This is a genomic window from Methylomonas paludis (assembly GCF_018734325.1).
In the GTDB taxonomy this organism is placed as follows: domain Bacteria; phylum Pseudomonadota; class Gammaproteobacteria; order Methylococcales; family Methylomonadaceae; genus Methylomonas; species Methylomonas paludis.
Window position 1 is genome coordinate 2,130,024 of record NZ_CP073754.1, and the last position, 23,097, is coordinate 2,153,120.

A 23,097-nucleotide genomic window follows, 5' to 3' on the forward strand; every position below is an offset into this window, starting at 1 on the left:
GTAATCCAAAAATAAAATACAGATTAAAATTCTAACGAGCAAATATGTCAGAATTATGAAAAATTCGGCATATGCATCAACAGCAGTAACTAATACTCAATCAATCCAGCATTGCATCTTGCTTTCCTCAGATTATCCCCCACAATAGCCATACTTCCATATCATCCGGAGACCGCCATTATGATGAAAGCACATGGTTATGCAGCCTACAACCCGCACACCCCACTAGCACCGTTCAGTTTTGACCGCCGCCAGCCCGGTTCGGACGATGTCCTGATTAAAATTCTCTATTGCGGTGTTTGCCATAGTGATATCCATCAAGCCAGAGATGAATGGCAGGGCAGCACCTTCCCTATCGTGCCTGGGCACGAAATTATCGGTAAAGTGCTGGAAGTTGGCAGTTCGGTCAGTCGTTTTAAAGTAGGTGCCAGTGTTGGTGTCGGCTGTATGGTCGATTCCTGCGGTACCTGCCATGACTGTCAAGACCATCAGGAACAATTTTGCAACCATACAGTATTTACTTATAACAGTCCGGATAAAATCACCGGCACCATGACTTATGGGGGATATTCGGATGTGATTGTAGTGAATCAACGCTTTGTACTGCAGATTGCAGAACATTTGGATTTAGCCGCAGTCGCGCCATTATTATGTGCCGGTATTACCACTTATTCCCCGCTACGCCATTGGCAAGTCGGCAAAGGCCAGAAAGTTGGCGTGGTCGGCCTGGGTGGCTTAGGTCATATGGCTGTCAAATTTGCCCATGCTTTTGGCGCTAAAGTTGTGTTATTCACTACTTCTCCCAGCAAAATTGCCGATGCCAAGCGTTTGGGTGCTGATGAAGTGGTGATTTCCAAAAACTCGGAAGAATTGCAAAAGCATCAGCAAAGCTTTGACTTTATTCTCGACACGGTGGCAGCCCAACATAATTTGGATCAATATCTGGCACTACTGAAGCGTGATGGCACTTTGTGTTTGGTCGGTGTCCCCGATCAACCCCACCCATCGCCCAGTGTGGGTAATTTAATATTCAAACGCCGGGCCTTGGCGGGCTCTTTAATCGGCGGTATCCGCGAAACTCAGGAAATGCTGGATTTTTGTGCTGAACACAATATAGTTTCTGATATTGAACTGATAGACATGGCGGACATCAATCATGCCTTTGAACGCATGCTGAAAAGCGATGTGAAATACCGTTTCGTAATTGATATACAGACCCTGAACCAACACAGCATAAGCGGCGGTCAACCAGCATCAATACCGAGCGCTGCCGAATTAAAAGCGGCGAACGCTGTTGGCTAAGTTGATGTTGACCTGCATAGCGGGGATGTGGCCGATTTGCCCGCCTCGCTCGGCCGGAGCATTATTTAGTGATGACAACCGGCACCATGCACATGACCATGGGCCAATTCATCTGCAGAAGCTGGTCTAATATCAATGACTTCTACAGCAAAAATCAGCTCTTCACCTGCTAAGGGGTGATTGCCGTCTATTGTTACCTCGTCACCATTAATTTCGGTGATGGTGATAACACCGCTGCCATAGCTGACGTCGGCGTGAAACTGCATGCCTACATCAATATCCATACCTTCGAACATGGCCGCAGAGACTATTTGTACCATATTGGCATCCAATTCGCCGTAAGCCTGATCAGGCGCAATGCTGACGGTAAAGCTGTCGCCGATTTGCTTGCCGGTCAATGCCGCTTCCAGACCGGGAATGATATTACCGGTGCCATGCAAATAGACCAAAGGCTCAGCCCCAATGGAGCTGTCCAGTTCCTCACCCCGGTTATTGGTTAAGGTATAATGAATCGAAACAGCAGTTTTATCGGTGATTTGCATAACAGCCTTGAAATTTAATTTAAAATATGTCGCACGTCACGCTAGACCGATCGGTGTGTGTTTGCCGGATACGTGTTTAGTACAGTGCGATTGCTACTGATATATTATACATTTTCTTGAGTAAAACATGTCACGCTGGCGTCCACCCCAAGCAAAATCTTCTCCCTATATCACCCAGGCTGGTTATCAGCGCCTGGAAGCCGAATTGAAACAACTTTGGGATAGGCGTAAACATGTCACGACTGCCTTGTCTGCAGCGGCAGCCGAAGGCGACCGTTCTGAAAACGCCGAATATATTTACCGGAAAAAAGAATTACGGGAAATAGACCGGCGTATTCATTATCTGCAAAAAAGATTACCGATTTTAAATATTGTCTCAGAAAAGCCGCAAAATCAGCAGCAGGTATTCTTTGGTGCCTGGGTGACACTGGAAACCATGCAAGGTGAAGAAATTACCTACCGTATCATCGGCGCGGATGAGATTGATACCAGCGGAGGCCTGATCAGCCTGGATTCGCCATTGGCTAAAGCACTGTTAAAAAAAGCGCTGGACGATGAAGTGTTGGTAAGGCATGGCGATCTGGAACAGCGTTATTACATAGTCGATATCCGCTATTAAGCCATGCCACAATCCAGCATTTTCTGGCGTTTAAAATGGTTAACAGCTCTGCTGTTACTAACCGTGCTCGATATTAGTCCGGTGCCGGTTTCCTCTCTATTGCTGTTATATGTATTTCTGCTCAGGCCGTTCTGGTTCAAAAAGCTGATTGAACGTTTATATACCGGAAGATAATCTTGGAAACACCAAACTATTTACCCAAGTATTTATTTGTTTACGGCACATTGCGCCAGAACCCACCAGGGCAAATACATCCATTTCTGCAAAGCTGCAGCCGCTATATCGGCCCAGCTACCCTGCCTGGCCGGCTTTACGCCATAGCGGATTATCCTGGCGCAGTGATACCCGCCGTACTGGATCAAAGCATTATTCACGGTGAACTGTATCAACTGTCGGAACATCAGACTGATCTCTTGGCTATTCTTGACGAATATGAAGAATGCACGGCAAACTTTCCGCTACCCCATGAATACCAACGCTGTCAGGTAACAGTAGAGTTAAAGCCGACACAGCCTACCCTGGCATGGATCTATCTTTATAATCTCCCGGTTGATGGACTGACAATAATAACCGGCGGTGACTACCAACAATTTTTGACCAAACACAGCAGCAAACCATGATTACTATAATTCAACGCGTCACCCAGGCTAAAGTCAGCGTCAACACCATAGACATCGGCGCGATCAACCAAGGTATCATGGCCTTGCTGGCCGTGGAAAAAACCGATACAGCCAAACAGGCCGACCGGTTGCTGGAAAGGATTTTGAATTACCGGATTTTTGCCGATAACAACGGCAAAATGAATTTGAGCTTACGTGATATCCAGGGCGGCCTGCTGATCGTGCCGCAATTCACCCTGGCTGCAGACACCGAAACCGGCAACCGCCCCAGCTTTGCGGCTGGGGCAAGTCCCGGACAAGCCCGTGAGCTATTTGCCTATGTACAACAGCGCGCCACCGCTATTTATCCAGGCTGCCAATTCGGCGAGTTTGGTGCCGACATGCAAGTGGCCTTAATTAACGATGGGCCGGTGACGTTTACTTTGTATAGTCGTTAAACTATTTTACGCTGCACTTTTGCCATTTTTTACCCCAAACCGACAGCCTGATAATTAAGACAAAGCCACATACCCTGCAATTTCGGTTTCAGCCGGTGAATTTTCTGCTGCCAGAACTTCGGTGTAACTTTCCGGAAGTTCGGCTTCCGGTTCTGGCGGCGCCAGCACCTTACCCTGCAGCAACTCATCAATCTGGAATTTATCAATGGTTTCCCAATCGAGCAGAGCATGAGCCATATTGTGCAGAATCTGCATATTCTCTTTGAGTATGGTTTCCGCCCGTAAATAGTTGCTGTCTATCACCTTACGGATTTCTTCATCGATGATTTGTGCCATCTGTTCGGACATCGGCTTGGCTTGTGAGCCCATATAACCGCCTTCGTTATCGCCGTAATCCATAGGCCCCAGTCGGTCGGACAAGCCCCATTTGGTGACCATGTTACGGGCTAGCTGGGTGGCACGCTGGATGTCGTTGGAAGCCCCGGTGGTGACTTTATTTTTGCCGTAAATCAGGGCTTCAGCCACCCGGCCACCAAACAGGCTGGCAATCTGGCTTTCCAGTTTGTCTTTGCTGGCGCTGTACTGGTCGCGTTCCGGCAAGAACATGGTAATGCCCAAAGCCCCGCCGCGCGGCATGATGCTGACTTTGTACACCGGGTCGTGTTCAGGTACGTTGCGGCCCACAATGGCATGGCCGGCTTCATGGTAAGCGGTCATCAGCAGTTCTTCCCGGCCCATGACCATGGTGCGCTTTTCGGCACCCATGATCATTTTGTCGCGGGCTTTGTCCAGGTTCTGCATGGTCACCACCCGCTGGTTGTTACGTGCGGCAAACAAAGCGCCTTCGTTGATCAGATTGGCCAGTTCGGCCCCGGAAAAACCGGGGGTACCGCGTGCCAGGTCGTTGATGTTGACATCATCGGCCAAAGGTACCCGGTTACCATGCACTTTAAGGATTTGTTCGCGGCCCTTCAGATCAGGCAAGCCCACTTGCACCTGCCGGTCAAACCGGCCCGGTCTGAGCAGGGCTTTATCCAGCACATCGGCACGGTTGGTGGCGGCTATCACAATAATGCCTTCATTGCCGCTAAAGCCGTCCATTTCCACCAGTAACTGGTTCAGGGTTTGTTCACGCTCATCATTACCGCCCCCCATGCCGGAAGCCCCGCGTTGCCGGCCTACCGCATCGATTTCGTCGATAAAAATAATGCAGGGCGCCCGCTTTTTGGCCTGTTCAAACATATCCCGCACCCGGGAGGCGCCGACACCGACAAACATTTCCACAAAGTCGGAACCGGAGATGGAAAAGAACGGTACTCCGGCTTCGCCGGCAATGGCTCTGGCCAGCAGGGTTTTACCGGTACCGGGAGGTCCCACCATCAACACCCCGCGCGGAATCTTGCCGCCCAGGGCTTCATATTTGCCGGGGGCTTTCAGAAAGTCCACCATTTCCACCACATCTTCTTTGGCTTCTTCCACCCCAGCCACATCGGTAAAACGCACCTTCACCTGATCTTCCGCCATCAGCTTGGCCCGGCTTTTACCAAAGCTGTTCTGGCCGCCGGCGCCCATTTGCTGTTGTTTGCGCATGAAATACACAAATACCGCAATCAATAATAAGGTTGGCGCCCAGGACATCACTATTTGCATGATGGTCGAAGGCTGTTCGGGTTTTTCAACTTTGATTTTTACCCCATACTCTAACAATTCATCTATCATTCTGGAATCATTAGGATTATAGGTGGTAAACCGGGTACCATTCTGGCGGCGGCCATCAACATTATTACCGTCGATAATTACCTCGGTGACCGCTTTGCTGCGGACATCCTCGATAAAATCAGAATAGGAAATATCGAAATTAGGTTCATAACTGGGCAGGCTGCGTGAAAATAGCCAATATAAGCCTAAACCTGCCGATGCTGCTATCGATACGATAATCAAGAATTTTTTCATTGCGATTTACTCCTATACCAACTCCAGGACGATTGGAACAGAATTTTCATTCCAAGTTCAATCATTATATAGAGCTACAGACTTGAAGGGTTTACTATTTTAATAAGCCTGAGCCACAATAAATTCAAAATAATTTTAAATGATTTAAGTTTATTATTTACTCACGGACTTGATTTATTTATCAAAATTTCAGCACAACCAAAAAGACTGCTAAAAGTCCGTAACCTATATCTTCAATGTAGTGTTGCTGCATTGAAGATAGACGGCACCGTTGTATTTATTTCTCGTTATTAAAATACCTGAAGAAATCCGAATCGGGTTTTAACACCAGGGTGTCGTCGGTTTTTTCAAAGGCGGTTTGATAAGCCTGCAGGCTGCGGTAAAACGCATAGAACTCGGGGTTCTTGCCGTAGCTGGCCGCATAGATTTCTGCGGATTCGGCATCAGCCCGGCCTCGGCGGTTTTCGGCTTCTCGCTGGGCGTTGGCCAGCAGGATCTGGCGCTGTTTGTCGGCTTCGGCGCTGATCAGTTCGGCGCTTTCGGCACCCTGGGAGCGGAATTCCCGCGCCACTCTTTCCCGTTCGGCGCGCATGCGCTGAAACACGGAGCTGCTGACTTCTGGCGGCAGGTCGATGCGTTTGATGCGAATGTCGATCAGTTCGATGCCGAATTTGCCGGCCACCGGGGCGAGTTTGTCCAGCAGGGTTTGGCCCAGTTCGCTGCGGTCTTCGGTGATCAGTTGTTTGATGGTGCGCAGGCCAAATTCGCCGCGCATGGCATCTTTCATGATCTGGTCCAGACGCAGGTTGGCCTGGTATTCGTCGCCGCCGACGGTGGTATAAAACAAGCCGACATCACCGATGCGCCATTTGGCGAAGGAGTCGACGATGACGTTCTTTTTTTCGGAGGTGAGGAAGCGTTCGGATTTGGTGTCCAGGGTCAGCACTCGGGCGTCAAAGGTTCTGACGTTGTTGATGATGGGGGTTTTGATATGCAGTCCAGGGGCAAATTCGGTGCTGACCATTTTACCCAGCCGAAACAGGATGGCTTTTTGGTGCTGTTCGACATAGAACACTGACAGGTAGCCGGCCAGTAATACGGTGAGACTGGCCGGAATGATGAGGCTGAGAGTTTTGTTGTTCATGGTTTGCTCCGGCTGGGACGTAGTTCGGGGGCGGCGGCTTTGTGGTTATGGGCGGCTTCGCCGCTGTTGTCCGGGCTGCCGAGGTCAGCTACGGGGTGTTTGCTGCCGGCGGCCTGGGCTTCGGCATTGGCCAGCGGCATGTAGAATTGCGGGGCGTTCTGGGTGGATTCGATCAGGATTTTACGACTGCCGCTATAGAGTTTTTCTTTGGCTTCCAGATACAGGCGTTTGCGGGTAATGGCGGGATTTTTTTCGTATTCCACCAGAAGTTGATCAAAGCGTTCGGTTTCGCCTTTGGCTTTAGCCACTTTTTCGGCCTGGTACGCATCGGCTTCCTGGAGTAAACGGGCAGAGGCGCCACGGGCTTTGGGCAGGATTTCGTTGCTGTAGGCTTCGGCTTCGTTGATCAGGCGCTGTTTGTCTTCACGGGCGCGGATGGCGTCTTCAAAAGCCCCTTGTACTTCTTCAGGCGGCTGGGCGTCTTGCAGGTTGACGCTGGCGATGGTGATGCCGGCCTGATAGCGGTCCATGGCGGTCTGGATCTGACTTTTGATTTCGGCCACGATTTCGCTGCGACCTTCGGTCAATACAAAATCCATATCATGCTGGCCGATCACGGCGCGTTCCACGCTTTCGGTCAGTTGTTTCAAAGTGGCTTCGCTGTCTTTGACATTGAACAGATAGTCTTTGGCATTATTGATCTGATACTGCACCGCCAACCGGACATTGATGATGTTCTCATCCCGGGTCAGCATCAGCGACTCCTGGGGAATATTGGCGGCTTTGGCAAAGCGTCCGGAATCGCGGTAGCCCACTTCGATAAAGCGTTGCTGTTCCACATTCACCACTTTCACGCTTTCCAGCGGCAGCGGCCAATGCCAGTTCAGGCCGGGCAAGGTGGTGTCGGCATAAGCGCCAAACCGGCTGACCACGCCTCGGTTGCCCTGATCGACAATATACCAGCCGCTGCCCAGCCAGGCCACCAGCAGCCCGGCACCGGCCACTGCCGCCACTTTCTGCACCCCAAACAGTTGCTGATGGGATTGATAAAAGTCACTGCCGCGCTGGCTCAGGCGTTGCCAGTGTTTATCAATCTCCGCTTTCCAATCGGGTGGCGGAGTGGGTTTGCTGGTGTTGTTATTCTCTGACGACATGATTAATCCTCACTAGATGAATGCGGAACCTATGCAAAAGACCGCGTTATTATGCTGTCAGATCAATATCCGACTTGTTTAGTGTCCATGGCGGCCCTGCAAGGCCTGAAAATCAATGGGATCTTTTAGCGATTTCAGCTTCAAGAGCCTTGTGACGCAAATCGATATAATTACTGCCCACCCACTGCCAGAAGGTAGCAGCGGCTTCCGGGTCAGTGCTGAGTAGTTTGACCGCGATAGCGCCATTGGCACTAATGTCGGTAATTTGGGCTTCTATATCAACCGGTGATGTACGCTTTACCACACGTTTATCCGGATCAAATCTTAGCAAGACTGTTTCGCCTATACGAAACACAATGTCACTTTTTAGGCCGGCAAAGAATTGTAAGCGGTATTCCGGCACCGATTTAAATGCCAGCACAAATTCATTATGCCAGCGAAACGGTGGACAATTAATAGGCCCACTATTCTTAGGGAAATGGACTGTATAGCCATCGTCGACTTTGGTTTTTATGATACCTTTGGTATATATCTGCCGACAATTGGTCAATACCTCATCACCGGGTACAAATTTATAGTCGCTATGGGCCGGCATACTGAGAAAACCAAGCATCCCTGCCAGATAAAGGGTATTAAGTAGTCTCATAATGCACTCCTGTTTAATTATTATTATGGTTAGCTGCAGTCTGTAACGCCTGACAAATATTGTCAAGAAACGATTAACGCCAAACTTTTTAATAACTAAAGAGTTTCTTAAACAATAAATTACGTGGTCATTCTAGGCCATGTGCGTGGCCGAATATTTGGCACCAATCTCTTAAATTAACAAAAGCCTTGTCACTATGCATGTACCAAGGAATGTCTATGCCTTACCAGCAGCGACTATACTTAATCCTTTAAAAACCAGATCAGCATCTATTTGCACGTTTAAGTTCAATTGTCCAGCCAGCAAACTCGCATCTCCCCCGCACAGCAATATGTGATCGGTTGGCTCCAGTCTGGAAACGATGGCTTCTATACAACCGGCACCGGCAGCCAGCACACCATTATCAATCGCAGCAGCCGTGGTATCCGCCAGCATCAATTGCGGCGCTACACGCTCAAATTCCAGCGCGGCTGTATTGGCAAGCAGGGCTTTTTTCATCACCATCAATCCCGGACAAATCAGCCCCCCCAGATGCAGACCATCGGCATTAATCAGATCAATGGTCAGCGCCGTACCGCAATCCACGATACAACAACTACCGGGGTAATAGTGATGTGCGGCCAACAGGGCCAGCCAGCGATCTATACCCAGTTTTTCCGGATTTTGATAGGCATTGGTCACGCCAAAAGCCTGGGCCGCAGCCAGCGGCAACTCAGTGGGCGTGTGGGGCCATAAGCTGTTGGCCAAGTCAAGCACTTCGGCTGTGACTGCAGATTCTGCCACGCTGGCCACCAGCAAGTGCTCGGGCACCGTCAGACTACGCCAAATTTCGCGTAAATCCGCCAAATAACCGGTTTGACGATAATCCACTACCGTAACAGACAAGCCGCAACCTGCTTGTTCATTTGCCCACTTCAGGCGAGAATTACCGATATCAATCAATAAATTCATAGCGCTTTCACGCTGACTTCACCGGAGGCGAAACTCCGCACGCTACCATCCGGCATTTCCAGCAATAGTAAGCCGTCATCATTTATGCCGGCCACTTTGCCCAAATAACTCTGCTCACCAATCACGATTTTGACATCCCGCGCCAGCATACAATCATAAGTTCGCCATTCCTGCACATAATGACTGAAACTGCTACTGGAAAAATTTGCCAACATCGGCAATAACTCGTTCAATAATAAACCAACCAGTTTATTACGCAGTTGATAACTATCGGCATCTCCCATGATTCGGCAAATATCAGTCCAGGGCTGGTCGATAATCTCTGCCTGCTGCGGTGAGAGATAAAAATTAAGCCCCAGACCCAGCACGGCATAACACGGTCCACCGCTTTCACCTGATACTTCCACTAGAATTCCAGCCAGTTTTCGATAACGCCAATATATATCGTTAGGCCATTTCAGGCCAATCTCATGAATTCCCAGCGCTCTTAAGGCTCGAACTACCGCCACCCCTGCCGCCAGACTCAATCCGGCAATGGCTGCCGGACCATCCTGATAACGCCACAGTAGGGAAATATAAATATTCTGTGCAAATGGTGATACCCAACTGCGCCCGCGCCGTCCCTTGCCGGCACTTTGATATTCGGCCAGACAAACTTGACCGGAAACACCGCCTTGCCGGGCCTGTTCCAATAGATAGGTATTGGTGGAATGCAGCACATCGTGAATTTCCAGTTTATGCAGTAAGGCCTGCGCTGGAGGATGCAGATTTTGCTCGATTTCAGCCTGATTTAGCAATACCAGACCATGGCCCAGGCGATAGCCTTTACCGGAAACAGCAATTAATTCCACACCCAAGTCAGTCAGGGCTTGTAACTGTTTCCAGATGGCCGATCGACTGATACCTACCGCTACAGACAAGGCCGAGCCGGAATGAAATTTGCCGTCGGCCAATAACATCAGCAGCTGTTTTAAAATTGCAGGCATTTGCATGGGGATATCCATAAAAGCATTAGCAAACCGGTTGCTTATTCATTTGGCAAAGCAGAGTTAATCGGGTATTAACACATCAAATTTACCGATAAAATTACCAATCTCACGACGCGGCAGGCATTGCACCGGTAAAATCAAATCATTAACATCCAGATTTCTGGCTTGTAAAGATTCGGTTTCCACATACAAGGCATTGACATCGTAAATCTCCAGTGCGGTGAAAATAGCGGCGGTATCTTTAAAAGCCAATGTTTGCGGATGCTGGTGTTTTTTTAACTGTAATACGCCGTCATCGGCAAACAATACGCTGACCGACTGATCAAATGCTGCAGCAGTTAACAACATATCCAGGGTTTCCTGGACATAAATTCCGGAAAACGGCATACGACGCATGACAAACAAAAAATTTTTCATCAATTGGGCCGCCTAAGCAAATACGATACAACGATCGGCCTGGACAACTGCTTCCAGCCATTGCCCTAGACCGGCAATCCGGAAACCTAAGCCAAGGTCATTATCTTGTTTTCCTATTCGCCCGGCTTCATCGCTACATAACAATCCCCGGCGCTGAGCCGCTGAAATACAAACCACCAGATCTATGCCATGTTGTGCAGCCAGTTGCGACCAACTGGCGCTAATCTGTATTTCATCAGCGGGAGCTGCAGCGTAACGAAAGGCATGGTAAGCACCTTCTTGATAAAAAAACACCCGTAACACTTGATGATCTGCAGCTATGGCAGCCTGGATAAAATGCAAGGCATCCAAGCCGGTTTGTGCTGCATATGGGCTGCTATTAACCTGTATGGCATATTTCATGGAAAGGAAAATACAATTAAAATTAGGCTAATTTTAATACGGAACACTTAAACAGTCTGTAAAATTGGCTATGTCACTGTTAATGATGAATTTGTGTTGGAAATGTCTAGCCTTCTTAATATCGCATCTTCCACATCAGAGACAATTTGTGATTAAGTCTTGGATTTATAGCCTTAATAAATCATTTCAATTATTAAACACTATATAAGCCCAAAATTTGCGGTGTAACCGGGTAGATCTTGTAACTTTCAATACTTGCCCCAAATATGCTTTATGTTTACTGCCCCAGCCGTAGCGAATGCTGGATGGCTGTCCTTAACTCACGATTTTGACAAATGAACCAAAAATCCGCCGTTGTGTCTGAGCTCCAATGAAAATAAAACACCTTACCCTGATTTTAGCGCTAGGTTTATATGCCCAGACCGGCCCCGCAGTCGATATGGAAAAGATTCAGCTACCGGATATGGGTGATTCATCGGGTACGCTGATTTCTCCTGCTCAGGAAAAAGAACTGGGGGAATCATTCTTTCGTAATCTGCATTCTCAGGCGGTACTCAATCAGGATGCCGAGATCCAGCAATATATCCAAACCATCGGCCATCAGTTGTCTGCACACAGTTATGCACCAGCTAATCCTTTTTATTTTTTTGTGGTGATGGATGAAAATATTAATGCTTTTGCCGGCCCTGGCGGTTATATAGGTGTTAACTCCGGGTTGATACTTTTGACCGAATCAGAAAGTGAACTGGCCTCGGTAATGGCCCATGAGATTGCTCACGTCACCCAACGCCATTTATATCGTTCAGTTGAAGAAGCCGGCCGCATGTCCATACCGACTATTGCCGCTACGCTGGCTGCAGTTCTGCTTGCCACTCAATCTCCTAATATGGGCCAAGCCGCCTTGATGGCGGTACAAGCCGGTAATGTGCAATTTCAGATAAATTTTACTCGCGATCATGAAAAGGAAGCTGACCGGGTGGGTATGAATACTCTGTTTGATTCCAATTTTGATCCGCGCAGTATGCCGGCCTTTTTTGAAAAACTGCAACAGGCGACCCGGTTTTACGGCCAGGGTGTACCCGAATTTCTTCGAACTCACCCTATGTCGGAAAATCGGGTTGCTGACACCAGGGGCCGCGCGGAAACTTATGCTTATAGACAATATCCGGATTCTGCGGGCTATGCCCTGACCAAAGCTAAACTAAAAGTCATCAGCGAAACAGACAAACAGGTAGCCTTGCAGCATTTTGTGCTGCTTGGGCAACAAGGTACCACAGAACAAAGAGCTGTGGCGCGTTACGGGATAGGTTTGGTTTATATGGAAACCCTGCAATTTCAGGCGGCTGCCGATATTTTTGCGGAATTGGTTAAACAATACCCCAACCAACCGCAATACATTGCCGCTTTGGCCAAAGCGGCCGTGGAAAGCCACAATATGGAAACGGCTAATCAACTCTATGCTCAGGCGATTAACAACTTCCCGAGTAATGATGCGATAAAAATCGAATACATCCGCAGCCTACTAAAAAGTTCTCAGGCACAACTGGCCTTGCTGATCCTGGAAGGTTTATCGGACAGCCAAAAACATCAGCCTTATTATTTTGAATTGTTAGCGCAATCTCACGCAGCCTTGAATCACCCTGGTGAATCTCACCGCTATCTGGCCGAATATTATTTCGCCACGGGTCAGACCGAAGATGCCATTTTACAAATCCGTTTGGCCAGAGAAGAAAAGGATCTCAGCTATCAGTTACTGGCCATTCTTAACGAACGTTTAAGCTTTTTTCAGGCTGAACGCGAAGACAAAAAATCACTGCGTCAATAACATTAGCAAAGCCTGATGCTATAAGTTTATGTTTTTAAACCACATAATTTCGATGCGAAACTATTATCAAACAAATGAACTTTTTTATAGACATCGAAACAGAATTTAACTACACTTTCGCCACCTTATCAGAGTGCATAACGACTCAACAGGTTGTTTATCTTTAGGGGGAGGGAAGCGGCCTGTAATCAAGGCTCATAATAATAATAATAACAGTAACTGCTCGACTAAACTGCCTTCCAGGCAGGCGTCCAAACAAAATAAAAATAACAATCAGGACGGGCCCGCTTTAGGCGGGCTTTTTATTGGGCGACGTTTTCCCAGGACGGTTTTGGCCTGGGTTGCGGTTGTTATTTTGAGTTGCGTGACTGTAAGCCGCTTTTGAGGCTTATGCTGAGTTCGCTATCTATCCACCCATCAGCGTACCCGCTGTAATTATCCGCTAGCTGATGACCTATTCAAGCACTGTTTGCCGGCTCAACTAAAACTCAGGCCAGACAATAAACACCAAAGTTTTATACCGAATTGGCTAAATGTCACATTTATCATATAATCGGAACTTTCCCCGCTTTCCGGCTATCCTATAGTTGCGCTAGCAAACCCACACTGATAAACACGCGAAGGTTTAATTTAATGGCACGAGTCACTGTTGAAGATTGTTTAGAAAATGTCGAAAACCGCTTTAAACTGGTCATATTGGCCAGTAAACGTGCGCGCCAGTTGGAAAAAGGCGCTGATGAGTTTCTACCGCGTGGTAGAGACAAAGACACTGTGCTAGCCTTGAGGGAAATCGCCGCAGGATTTGTTACCGAAGAAAATATCGAACGCTTACACCGTAGCGGTTATGTTTCTGAGACACATATTGAGATTTAATTTTGCTTATGCCCGAGATAGCGGTCAAACCCATTAACGATGACCTTGAGCATCCTGAAGAGATTTTGCTCAGGGAATTGTGCGGCATTTTACATACCTATCTCGACGAAACCCAAGTCAATGAAGTGGTACGCGCTTACCATTACAGCGCCAAAGCTCATCTAGGCCAGTTTCGCAAAAGCGGCGAAGCCTACATTTGTCACCCGGTTTCAGTTGCCATTACCTTGGCCAAAATGCGCATGGATGCGCATGGCATTATGGCCGCCTTACTGCATGATGTCATTGAAGACACCCCCATCAGTAAACAAGAACTTAGCGATCAGTTTAGCTCGGAGGTTGCCGAACTAGTTGACGGCGTTACTAAACTGACTCGCATCGACAGCCGCTCCCGCGCTGAAGCTCAGGCCGAAAACGTCAGAAAAATGTTTCTGGCCATGGCCAAAGATTTACGCGTCATAATTGTCAAATTGGCAGACCGTTTGCACAATATGCAAACCATGGGCAATATGCCCAGCGAAAAAAAACGCCGGATTGCCAAGGAAACCATCGAAATTTATGCACCTATCGCCAATCGACTGGGCATGAACGACATTCGACACCAGTTGGAGTCTTTGGGATTTAAGGCCCTATACCCCAACCGCTACACGGTGATCAACAATGCCGTGAAAAAATCGCGCGGTAATCGCAAGGAAATTATCGACACGATACAGAACACCATTCAAACTCGCCTTAAAGATACCGGGTTGGAATGTACTGTTGCTGGACGGGAAAAAAATATTGCCAGCATTTATCATAAAATGCTGATCAAGAAAATTTCGTTTACCGATGTTTTTGATGTCTACGCTTTTCGTATTTACTGTCAAAAAGTTGATGACTGCTATCGTGCTCTGGGTTGCGTTCATAATTTATACAAACCTATTCCTGGTCGTTTCAAAGACTATATCGCATTACCAAAGGCCAATGGTTACCAATCTCTGCATACCATTTTAATTGGCCCATATGGGATGCCGATCGAAATCCAGATTCGCACTCATGAAATGCACCGCATGTCGGAATCCGGCATTGCCGCACATTGGTTATATAAATCTGACAAGGATAAGAGCGAAACTATCCAGGCCAGGGTAAATGAATGGTTGCGTGATTTGCTGGAAATTCAAAAATCAGCGGGCGATTCGTTGGAATTTATCGATAATTTGAAGGTCGATCTATTTCCTCAGGAAGTGTTTGTGTTTACCCCGAAAGGCAAAATTATTAAACTGCCGCGCGGCGCCAGCATTGTGGACTTTGCCTATATGGTTCATACCGATGTCGGCAATTCCTGTATTTCTGCGCGTATCGACAAAAAAATGGTGCCGCTGCAAACCAAGCTGGAAAACGGCATGTGCATTGATGTCACCACGGCGGCCTGGGCCAGACCCAATCCATTGTGGCTGAACTATGTCATTACGGCTAAAGCCCGCAGCTGTATCCGTGCCCATCTGAAAAACTTTAAACAACAAGAGGCGATTACTCTGGGTCGCCGTTTGCTGGAAGCAGAGTTGGAAACTATCAATCTGCAGCTTGATGACATTGATAACAGCCGCATTCTTCAGGTATTGCAATTACTTAAAAAACACTCGCTGGCCGATTTGCTTGAGGATATTGGCCTTGGCAATAAAATGCCGTTTTTAGTGGCAAAGTACATTGCTCAAACCGACCCAAACTCTGCTGCCAAACTCAATGACCGCGATCCTAGCAGTTCCGGCAAGCCTCTGATTATTAAGGGCACCGAAGGCATCGTTGTGAATCTGGCTAAATGCTGCCGGCCGATACCCGGCGATCCTATCATTGGATTTTTTAATCCCGGCAAAGGCATTGTGGTGCATCGCCACGAATGCTGTAACAGCAATGATGCCAGAAAGAAACAGACCAGTTGGCTGGATGTGGAATGGAGCAGCGAAGCTACCGGCGAATATTCCGCCGAAATTCGCATAGAGCTGCACAATCAGCGCGGTTCGTTGGCCACCATAGCGTCTACAATTTCCAGCATGGAATCCAATATTGAAAATATCAATGTGGTGAGTCAGGATAGCCGGGTATCGGTTGATCTGCTGACGCTGGCGGTACGTGATCGTTCGCATTTGGCCAATATCATCCGCAAACTTAAAAAGCTTAATATTGTTTTAAAAATCACTCGTATCAAGGCATAACCATGAGCAAGGAAATCATCTCAACTCCATTGGCTCCGCAAGCCATCGGCACTTACTCACAAGCGGTAAAGATAGATAATACTGTTTATCTTTCCGGACAAATACCTCTTGATCCGGCCACCATGCAAATTGTCGATGGTGATATCACTGCCCAGATCCGCCGGGTTTTCGAAAATTTGCAAGCAGTCAGTCAGGCAGCCGGCGGCGAATTGGCCGACATAGTCAAACTTAATGTGTTTTTAACTAATCTGGGCCATTTTCCGCTGGTTAACCAAATCATGGCTGAGTTTTTTACTGAACCCTATCCCGCTCGTGCCGCTATCGGCGTTGCCGCCTTACCTAAAGATGCCAATGTTGAAATGGATGGCATTCTGGTTTTAAAAAACGAATACTACTGAGCTCCAGCCATGAAACGGGGTCCTGTCCGACAGTCTTAAGCGGATGCATAGCGCCGACCCGCAGCAATTGCCTGTCACTGTACTGACAGGCATCGGCTCACAAACTGCTGAACGCTTGCAAAAGCTGGGTATTCAGACTTTGCAAGACTTGCTGTTCCATTTGCCGCTACGCTACCAAGATCGCAGCCGGATTACCCCGATTGCTGATTTGCGAGTCGGCAGCTCGGCTCTGGTTTGCGGTACCATTGAATTTATCGATACCATTCAGCGTGGGCGCAACAGTCTGATTTGCCGGATCAGCGATGCCAGCGGGGCATTATCCTTACGATTTTTCCATTTCAGCGCCTATCAAAGCCAACGCTTTAAACCTGGAATCATGATAGGCTGTTATGGAGAATTGCGTTATGGCTATTCCGGCCTGGAAATGGTGCATCCCGACTATAAAATCGTTACAGACAGCGCTGGATTAACCGAAGCCAACCTGACACCTGTTTACCCACTGACCGAAGGGCTAGGTCAAAACAGCTTGCGGAAAATGATTAATCAGGCCATCAGCCTTTGTCTGGGCAACGAAGCAACCATTACCGATTATTTGCCTGCTACACTCTTAAAACACCACGGGTTTCCCAATCTTAAAGAAGCCTTGCTGACTTTGCATAATCCTACCCCACCACTATCTGCCGCCTTGTTGGACACTGGTAAACTGCCGGCATTACAGCGCCTGGTATTTGAAGAGTTTTTAGCTCATCATCTAGCCCTGCAGCAAGGTAAACAAAATTATAAATATGGCCAGTCACCTGTATTCAATTCCCATCCGATTAGCAAACAGCTATTTATCGATAATTTAAGCTTTACACTTACCCAGGCTCAATTGCGGGTCATTAGTGAGATTGAAGCCGATTGCAGTCAAACAAGACCCATGTTACGCCTATTACAGGGCGATGTAGGTTCCGGCAAAACGGTGGTTGCAGCTCTCAGCGCTTTTTTGGCCTTAACGACTGGTTATCAGGTTGCCATCATGGCACCCACTGAATTATTGGCGGAACAGCATTTACAAAACTTTAGCCGCTGGTTTGCCGCTAGTGAATATCGCATTGAGTTCTTAAGCGGCCAGCTTAAAGGTAAAGCCCGGCAGGCTGTTCTGGAAGGTCTGAATAGTGGTGAAATTAATATCGTCATTGGCACTCATGCGCTGTTTCAGGAGTGTGTCAATTACCAAAAACTGGGTTTAATCATCATAGATGAACAACATCGCTTTGGAGTTAATCAGCGTCTGGCACTGCGGGAAAAAGGTCAAATCAGTGGTTTGCGCCCCCATCAGCTAATCATGACGGCCACCCCTATCCCACGTACCTTAGCCATGCTTAATTATTCCGATCTGGATATATCCATTATCGATGAACTACCGCCAGGCCGTAAACCGGTGAAAACCAGTGTTATCCCAGCGGAGCGCCGCGCTGAAGTTATCCAGCGTATCAGCCATTGGGTAAACCAGAAACGTCAGGTCTATTGGGTGTGCACGCTGATCGAAGAATCTGAACTCATCCAGTGCGAAGCAGCTGAGAAAACCGCCGCCTATTTGGCTCAAGCACTGCCAGAAATAAGAGTTGGTCTGGTACATGGGCGCATGAAAGCCGGCGAAAAAGACAGCGCCATGCAAGCCTTCAAATCAGCTCAATGTGATTTACTGGTTGCCACTACTGTGATTGAAGTTGGCGTGGATGTGCCCAATGCCAGCTTAATGATAATCGAAAATCCCGAGCGCCTGGGCTTGTCGCAACTGCATCAACTTAGAGGCAGGGTAGGCCGAGGTGATCAGGATAGCTATTGCCTGTTGCTTTACCAATCTCCGCTGTCTACTGTTGGCAAACAAAGACTCGCCATATTAAAAGAAAGCAACGATGGTTTTGTGATTGCCGAAAAAGACATGGAACTCCGCGGCCCAGGCGAAGTGATGGGCACCCGACAAACTGGTCAAATCCAATTTAAAATTGCCGATTTAAACCGTGACAGCCATATCCTGGAATTAATTGCCCCAGCCGCCAACCTAATATTGCTGGAGCATCCAGAAGCGGTGCCGGCCTTGATCCAGCGCTGGCTGGGTCATAGTCATCATTACGCAGAGGTTTAACCTTGTTAGCCAAAAGTGTTCTCTTCCACCAGGCACCGCGCTGGAAAACCCATAATTTTGAAATCAGCCATCACTTATCGGATGAACTGCACTCCTGGCTTTATGAAACCGGTTCATTAACCAAACGCTTACGTGCCATCTATGGCCATCAGTTTGGCGTCAAGGTACTATATCAGCACTGGAAACCAGCTTTTATCGATGAATGTCGGCTATTGGATTTAGAACCGGGTCATTATCAATTAATCCGCGAGGTACTGCTTTACGCCAACCAGCAGCCGCTGATACTAGCCCGCACCATACTCCCTGCCGCAACTATCGGCATTGCTCAGCGTAATCTTTCTCATTTAGGTACGCGACCGCTGGGCGAAGTGATTTTTGCCTATCCTGATCTGCAACGTAGCCACCATCAACTCAGCCAAATCCCTTTGAGTTTATGGTCAAACGCTCTGCAAAACCAAATAAGCTTGCCTAGCAGTCTATGGGGTAGGCGAACGGTATACACCATTCACCAGCACCCACTATTGGTAGCTGAATTTTTCCTGCCTGGTGGAGTTTACGCTCTTTAAACCTCGAGTTTATTTGGCATCAAGCTCGATATTGTGGTAACAATAAGCTTAATCTAGCAAAGCAGAACACAAGCAAATGATAGTACTTATTCTCAGCGGCTTAATACTGGCATTGCTGGTACAAACCCATAATCCATACTTGGTAATATTGGAAACACCGGAGGCATTAGGCTTAGGACTGGCTTTGATGGTTGCCAGTCTACTGGCCGGTTATCTGAAAAAAGTGCCTAATATCATCTGGCACGATGGCTTTGCCACTGCCGGCTTAATTGTCTGGTACGCTTATTGGAAACCGGAGTTTAACGAAGATGCGCCGATGTTTTTCTTTTTCCCTTTATATTTTGCCCTGCTAAGTTCGATCATGACTCTGGCCTTAATCAATAAAAGCCAATATTTCGATACTGAATCGGCACAGCATTTGCGATATCTGAATAAGATGATCCGCTTCGACATGAGCGCAGCGGTCATTTTCGTCATCTTAGGCCTGTTAATTACTAAACACTATGCCCTCTATCCAATGGCCATGACATTTTTTATCATTCGCCATACCATCACTGTCTGCCTGGATAATATAGAAACCTAACTGTTTTTTCTTAGCAACTCATCTATTTAACGGTTCCCACCTGACCGGCCAGACGCCCTTTTCGAAAGGGTGTCTGGCCGGAAACCAAGCGGCCTTAAGATCCATTCATAATCACCAAGGCATTATGGTGCCATCGTATTTTATAAACTGACCAGATTGACTCAGGGTAAAAGACTTAATGACCTGCCGCATCCCGGTGATACTTTGCTCAACATCAATCAAGGCATTTTCACCACCCATATCGGTTTTAACCCAACCTGGATGCAATATCAGCACGCCAATACCAAGACTTCGCAAGTCGATAGACAAGCTTTTTAGAGCGGCATTTAAGCCTGCCTTACTGGAGCGGTATACTAAACTGCCACCACTGGTGTTATCAGTAACACTACCCATCAAACTGCTGACTGAAGCTATCAGTTTATTGGCTCCCCGCTCCAGATGCGGTAGAAACGCTTCGGCCAACTTGACTGGGGCGATTGTGTTAATCAGTAAAGTGGTTTGCCAGACCTGATAATCCAGGGCACCAAAACCATGTTCCGGGGTGTCGCCGTAAACACCCGCATTATTTAACAATACATCAATCACCTCGTCAGCCAATTGTTCAGACAAACCGTCAATTTCGGCAAAATCAGTCACATCCAGAGCTTCTATCTGCACACTGGAATACTCATCTGCCAAAGCTAACAATGCCTTAGCAGACTCAGGCTTACGACATGTCGCAATTACCCGCCAACCTGCTTCAGCATATTGACGACTAAATTCAAGACCTAAGCCTCGATTTGCTCCTGTGATTAACACGGTTTTCTGCATATAACAACCCCTATTAATTAAAGCTAAACTAGCAAATGATAAAATTGGTATTAAACGCTACCATATATATCTTAGCTTGCTAAAGCAAGATGAGGCTAGCAGAAAATCAAAAAAAACAAGAAAAAAAACAGTAGATTGAGACTTCTATCTAGAGTAAATTGTAGATCAGTTTGCAATAAAACCAACTTTTTACTATAATAGGCTGTTTTACAGCATGGGTGATATTTAACATTCTGTAATAACTATCTTTGGAGAGATGGCCGAGCGGTCGAAGGCGCACGCCTGGAAAGTGTGTATACGGCAACGTATCAAGGGTTCGAATCCCTTTCTCTCCGCCATTTTAGCTTCCAACGAAGCTTAACGAAGTCAAAAAATCCTGAAATTTCAAGCCTTGAAGCAAATTTGTTGCGCAACAAAGCACAACGAAAACTATTGAAATTCACTATCAACTAGGGGTAACATTTGGGGTAACGTAGCCTAGCAAGATAGGAGTTACCCCAAATGCTTTCCGATACCGCTTGCAAAAACGCCCACAAACACGCCAAAGCCAGTAACGGCAAGGCTTTTAAGTTGGCCGATGAAAAGGGTTTGTTCCTACTTTTGAAGCCACAACAAGCCGGTTGGGGTAGGTGGTGGCGCTTCAAGTACCGTTTTGGGGGTAAGGAAAAACTGCTTTCATTGGGGACTTACCCCGAAATCAGCTTAAGCCAAGCACGCGACAAACGGGACGAACTACGAAAGCAAATAGCCAACGGCATAGACCCCGCCATTACCCGCATGGTTGAAAAAACCGGAAGCGGTGAAAACACTCTGAAGGCCGTCGCTAAGGAATACATGGAAGCCAATCGCAAGCGTTGGAGCGCCAGCCACTTCGCCCACCTTGAGCAATGCCTTACCCGTGACGTTTTCCCTTGGCTAGGGAACCGGCCAATTAAGGAATTAACGCCGGTTGAGGTATTGACCACGCTTCGCCGCATAGTTGACCGGGGAGCGTTGGAAACCGCCGCACGCACCAAGCAATTTATTGGGCAAGTTTTGCGCTATGGCGTCGCCACGGGCCGCGCGGAAAGGGATGTAACCGCCGATCTACGCGGGGCCTTGCCTTCGCCGGTTCGGGGCCATTTTCCAGCCATTACCGAGCCAAAACCCCTTGCGCAATTATTACGCGATATAGACGCCTATCAAGGCAATTTTGTGGTTAGAACCGCGTTACAACTCCAACCCTTAATTTTTGCCCGCCCTGCCAACCTTGCCGCCGCCGAGTGGACGGAATTTGACTTAGAGTTGGCCGAATGGCGAATAGCCGCCGACAAGATGAAAATGAAAGACGCGCATATTGTGCCGTTAAGCCGTCAAGCCCTGGCGCTATTGCGGGAGATTTACCCGTTAACGGGCAATGGGCGTTATGTATTCGCAAGCAATCAAGGAAAGAAAGGCGGCGAGCCTCATATAAGCCGCGAATCCATTGGCGCGGCAATCCGGCGTATGGGTTACCAAGGCCAGCATACCGCGCATGGCTTCCGCACCACTGCAAGCACCATGCTACACGAACAAGGTTTTCATTCCGACATGATCGAAAGGCAGTTATCACACGCAGAGCGAAACAAAGTTAAGGCCGCCTATAACCGCGCTCAGCACCTGCCCGAACGCCGCAAAATGATGCAAACATGGTCGGATTATTTGGATAGCTTGAAGTCCGGGGCGCAAGTGATACCGTTTAAAAAAATAGTTTAGTCAGTTTAACCAAGCCTAGCTCGACGGGGCGAAAGCAGGAAACCTTCAACCGGTTGGCTTGGTTTCCTTTTTTTGAGGATTGACACTTTGAAGGGGGGGGTGAAATGTCGATATCAGAAAGTAACCGAGAATGGTTTGATCGGTTGGATAAGTTTACGCTTTGCGAAATTATTTGTTTGCATAACGGAACATCTAGTTTTGAATGGCTTCGTAATAGATTTTTAAATTATCCATCTTATATTCAGCTTGAATACTCTAGTTGCAAAAGTATTTTGGATGTTTTTGGTGAAGATATTTTAAAAGAGATACAGAAATATCAAAGAAAAAATGGCGTGGATGCTTGGCATTATCTTTACCCAGACAATGTAACAAAAATCTTTTTAAGTAAGGATATGGCAAAGAAAATACTTACTTTATTAGGTGAAGAAGATAAGCCTAATTTTTTGTCGGAAAGTGATTTTGATAATACAATAGAAACTCATAAAACAATTAAAAAAAATAATAGAGATACATATGAGCGCCGAAAAGATAGCTATGATAGCTATAAATCAAAGTCTGGGATTGAGGATAAAAATTATACTCATGAACAAATTCTTAATTTATTGAAAAAATCTAATCCCAACCTTTGGAATATATGCATTAATACATTCTTAAAAGACTTTTGGCAGATATACAGTACAGAAAACAATTGCAAGAAAAAGAGTGGGCGGCCTGTAAAAAAACAAAGGGATTCCCAAGAATAAATAAAGGGGCACTATTAAAACATCAATTTAGTTACAAACAAAATAAAATTAAAATCAATAGTTTATGCA

At 47.3% G+C, this 23,097-nt stretch carries 24 protein-coding genes and 1 tRNA gene; 15 read left to right on the forward strand and 10 right to left on the reverse strand.

Annotated features, from left to right (window positions below; translation table 11 throughout):
• Positions 1 to 180 precede the first annotated feature (180 nt).
• Complete coding sequence (locus tag KEF85_RS09600) at positions 181 to 1,302, forward strand: NAD(P)-dependent alcohol dehydrogenase (RefSeq protein ID WP_215579933.1); 1,122 nt, start codon at positions 181 to 183, stop codon at positions 1,300 to 1,302.
• 65 nt (positions 1,303 to 1,367) lie between these two features.
• Here the strand turns inward: KEF85_RS09600 and KEF85_RS09605 are convergent, their stop codons facing one another.
• Complete coding sequence (locus KEF85_RS09605) at positions 1,368 to 1,844, reverse strand: FKBP-type peptidyl-prolyl cis-trans isomerase (protein WP_215579935.1); 477 nt, start codon at positions 1,842 to 1,844, stop codon at positions 1,368 to 1,370.
• A 127-nt stretch (positions 1,845 to 1,971) separates the two neighbouring features.
• Between KEF85_RS09605 and greB the strand changes: the two genes are divergently transcribed.
• The 4 genes from greB to dtd are packed head-to-tail and all read left to right on the forward strand — an operon-like array spanning position 1,972 to position 3,520.
• Positions 1,972 to 2,463 (forward strand): transcription elongation factor GreB, encoded by a 492-nt coding sequence (greB, locus tag KEF85_RS09610; RefSeq protein WP_215579937.1) that lies wholly within the window; start codon positions 1,972 to 1,974, stop codon positions 2,461 to 2,463.
• Between the two features lie 3 nt (positions 2,464 to 2,466).
• Positions 2,467 to 2,637 (forward strand): hypothetical protein, encoded by a 171-nt coding sequence (locus KEF85_RS09615; protein WP_215579939.1) that lies wholly within the window; start codon positions 2,467 to 2,469, stop codon positions 2,635 to 2,637.
• A 2-nt stretch (positions 2,638 to 2,639) separates the two neighbouring features.
• The gene (locus KEF85_RS09620; protein WP_215579941.1) at positions 2,640 to 3,083 is read left to right on the forward strand and encodes a gamma-glutamylcyclotransferase family protein; all 444 of its coding nucleotides are present in this window, start codon (positions 2,640 to 2,642) and stop codon (positions 3,081 to 3,083) included.
• Positions 3,080 to 3,520 (forward strand): D-aminoacyl-tRNA deacylase, encoded by a 441-nt coding sequence (gene dtd, locus KEF85_RS09625; RefSeq protein WP_215579944.1) that lies wholly within the window; start codon positions 3,080 to 3,082, stop codon positions 3,518 to 3,520. The genes KEF85_RS09620 and dtd overlap by 4 nt, the downstream gene beginning before the upstream one ends.
• Before the next feature lie 54 nt (positions 3,521 to 3,574).
• Here the strand turns inward: dtd and ftsH are convergent, their stop codons facing one another.
• From ftsH to tusD, 8 genes are all read right to left on the reverse strand, one after another.
• Positions 3,575 to 5,473 carry an ATP-dependent zinc metalloprotease FtsH gene (ftsH, locus tag KEF85_RS09630; RefSeq protein WP_215579946.1) on the reverse strand — a complete coding sequence of 633 codons (1,899 nt, stop codon included), beginning with the start codon at positions 5,471 to 5,473 and terminating at the stop codon, positions 3,575 to 3,577.
• Positions 5,474 to 5,750: 277 nt separating this feature from the next.
• Positions 5,751 to 6,617 (reverse strand): protease modulator HflC, encoded by an 867-nt coding sequence (gene hflC, locus KEF85_RS09635; protein ID WP_215579947.1) that lies wholly within the window; start codon positions 6,615 to 6,617, stop codon positions 5,751 to 5,753.
• Positions 6,614 to 7,771: an FtsH protease activity modulator HflK gene (gene hflK / locus KEF85_RS09640; RefSeq protein ID WP_215579949.1), complete on the reverse strand. Its 1,158-nt coding sequence runs from the start codon at positions 7,769 to 7,771 to the stop codon at positions 6,614 to 6,616. Before hflK ends, hflC begins: the two co-directional genes overlap by 4 nt.
• A gap of 112 nt (positions 7,772 to 7,883) precedes the next feature.
• A complete protein-coding gene (locus tag KEF85_RS09645; RefSeq protein ID WP_215579951.1) occupies positions 7,884 to 8,417 on the reverse strand; it encodes a hypothetical protein in 534 nt (177 codons plus the stop codon).
• A 216-nt stretch (positions 8,418 to 8,633) separates the two neighbouring features.
• The gene (locus KEF85_RS09650; protein ID WP_215579953.1) at positions 8,634 to 9,368 is read right to left on the reverse strand and encodes a type III pantothenate kinase; all 735 of its coding nucleotides are present in this window, start codon (positions 9,366 to 9,368) and stop codon (positions 8,634 to 8,636) included.
• Entirely contained in the window at positions 9,365 to 10,360 is a 996-nt protein-coding gene (birA, locus tag KEF85_RS09655) for a bifunctional biotin--[acetyl-CoA-carboxylase] ligase/biotin operon repressor BirA (RefSeq protein WP_215579955.1), read from the reverse strand. The genes KEF85_RS09650 and birA overlap by 4 nt, the downstream gene beginning before the upstream one ends.
• 57 nt (positions 10,361 to 10,417) lie before the next feature.
• Positions 10,418 to 10,774: a sulfurtransferase complex subunit TusC gene (tusC, locus tag KEF85_RS09660; protein WP_215579958.1), complete on the reverse strand. Its 357-nt coding sequence runs from the start codon at positions 10,772 to 10,774 to the stop codon at positions 10,418 to 10,420.
• A 12-nt stretch (positions 10,775 to 10,786) separates the two neighbouring features.
• Positions 10,787 to 11,176 (reverse strand): sulfurtransferase complex subunit TusD, encoded by a 390-nt coding sequence (gene tusD, locus KEF85_RS09665; protein WP_215579960.1) that lies wholly within the window; start codon positions 11,174 to 11,176, stop codon positions 10,787 to 10,789.
• Positions 11,177 to 11,546: 370 nt separating this feature from the next.
• Between tusD and KEF85_RS09670 the strand changes: the two genes are divergently transcribed.
• The 7 genes from KEF85_RS09670 (at position 11,547) to KEF85_RS09700 (ending at position 19,741) form a co-directional block, all read left to right on the forward strand.
• Complete coding sequence (locus tag KEF85_RS09670; protein ID WP_215579963.1) at positions 11,547 to 13,001, forward strand: M48 family metalloprotease; 1,455 nt, start codon at positions 11,547 to 11,549, stop codon at positions 12,999 to 13,001.
• Positions 13,002 to 13,634: 633 nt separating this feature from the next.
• Positions 13,635 to 13,874 carry a DNA-directed RNA polymerase subunit omega gene (rpoZ, locus tag KEF85_RS09675; RefSeq protein WP_215579965.1) on the forward strand — a complete coding sequence of 80 codons (240 nt, stop codon included), beginning with the start codon at positions 13,635 to 13,637 and terminating at the stop codon, positions 13,872 to 13,874.
• A gap of 8 nt (positions 13,875 to 13,882) precedes the next feature.
• Complete coding sequence (locus tag KEF85_RS09680; RefSeq protein WP_215579967.1) at positions 13,883 to 16,063, forward strand: RelA/SpoT family protein; 2,181 nt, start codon at positions 13,883 to 13,885, stop codon at positions 16,061 to 16,063.
• A 2-nt stretch (positions 16,064 to 16,065) separates the two neighbouring features.
• Positions 16,066 to 16,461: a RidA family protein gene (locus KEF85_RS09685; RefSeq protein WP_215579969.1), complete on the forward strand. Its 396-nt coding sequence runs from the start codon at positions 16,066 to 16,068 to the stop codon at positions 16,459 to 16,461.
• A 43-nt stretch (positions 16,462 to 16,504) separates the two neighbouring features.
• Complete coding sequence (gene recG / locus KEF85_RS09690; RefSeq protein ID WP_215579971.1) at positions 16,505 to 18,592, forward strand: ATP-dependent DNA helicase RecG; 2,088 nt, start codon at positions 16,505 to 16,507, stop codon at positions 18,590 to 18,592.
• 2 nt (positions 18,593 to 18,594) lie between these two features.
• Positions 18,595 to 19,158, forward strand: coding sequence for a chorismate--pyruvate lyase family protein (locus KEF85_RS09695; protein ID WP_215579973.1), 564 nt, complete (start codon positions 18,595 to 18,597; stop codon positions 19,156 to 19,158).
• A gap of 76 nt (positions 19,159 to 19,234) precedes the next feature.
• Positions 19,235 to 19,741, forward strand: coding sequence for a hypothetical protein (locus KEF85_RS09700; RefSeq protein WP_215579975.1), 507 nt, complete (start codon positions 19,235 to 19,237; stop codon positions 19,739 to 19,741).
• Positions 19,742 to 19,852: 111 nt separating this feature from the next.
• Here the strand turns inward: KEF85_RS09700 and KEF85_RS09705 are convergent, their stop codons facing one another.
• Positions 19,853 to 20,551: an SDR family oxidoreductase gene (locus KEF85_RS09705; RefSeq protein WP_215579977.1), complete on the reverse strand. Its 699-nt coding sequence runs from the start codon at positions 20,549 to 20,551 to the stop codon at positions 19,853 to 19,855.
• A 250-nt stretch (positions 20,552 to 20,801) separates the two neighbouring features.
• Here KEF85_RS09705 and KEF85_RS09710 point away from each other — a divergent pair.
• The 3 genes from KEF85_RS09710 (at position 20,802) to KEF85_RS09720 (ending at position 23,028) form a co-directional block, all read left to right on the forward strand.
• Positions 20,802 to 20,889: transfer RNA gene (locus KEF85_RS09710), tRNA-Ser, on the forward strand.
• A gap of 163 nt (positions 20,890 to 21,052) precedes the next feature.
• Positions 21,053 to 22,285, forward strand: coding sequence for a tyrosine-type recombinase/integrase (locus KEF85_RS09715; protein WP_215579979.1), 1,233 nt, complete (start codon positions 21,053 to 21,055; stop codon positions 22,283 to 22,285).
• A 104-nt stretch (positions 22,286 to 22,389) separates the two neighbouring features.
• Positions 22,390 to 23,028, forward strand: a complete 639-nt coding sequence (locus KEF85_RS09720; protein WP_215579981.1) for a hypothetical protein — start codon at positions 22,390 to 22,392, stop codon at positions 23,026 to 23,028.
• The last annotated feature ends 69 nt before the right edge of the window (positions 23,029 to 23,097 follow it).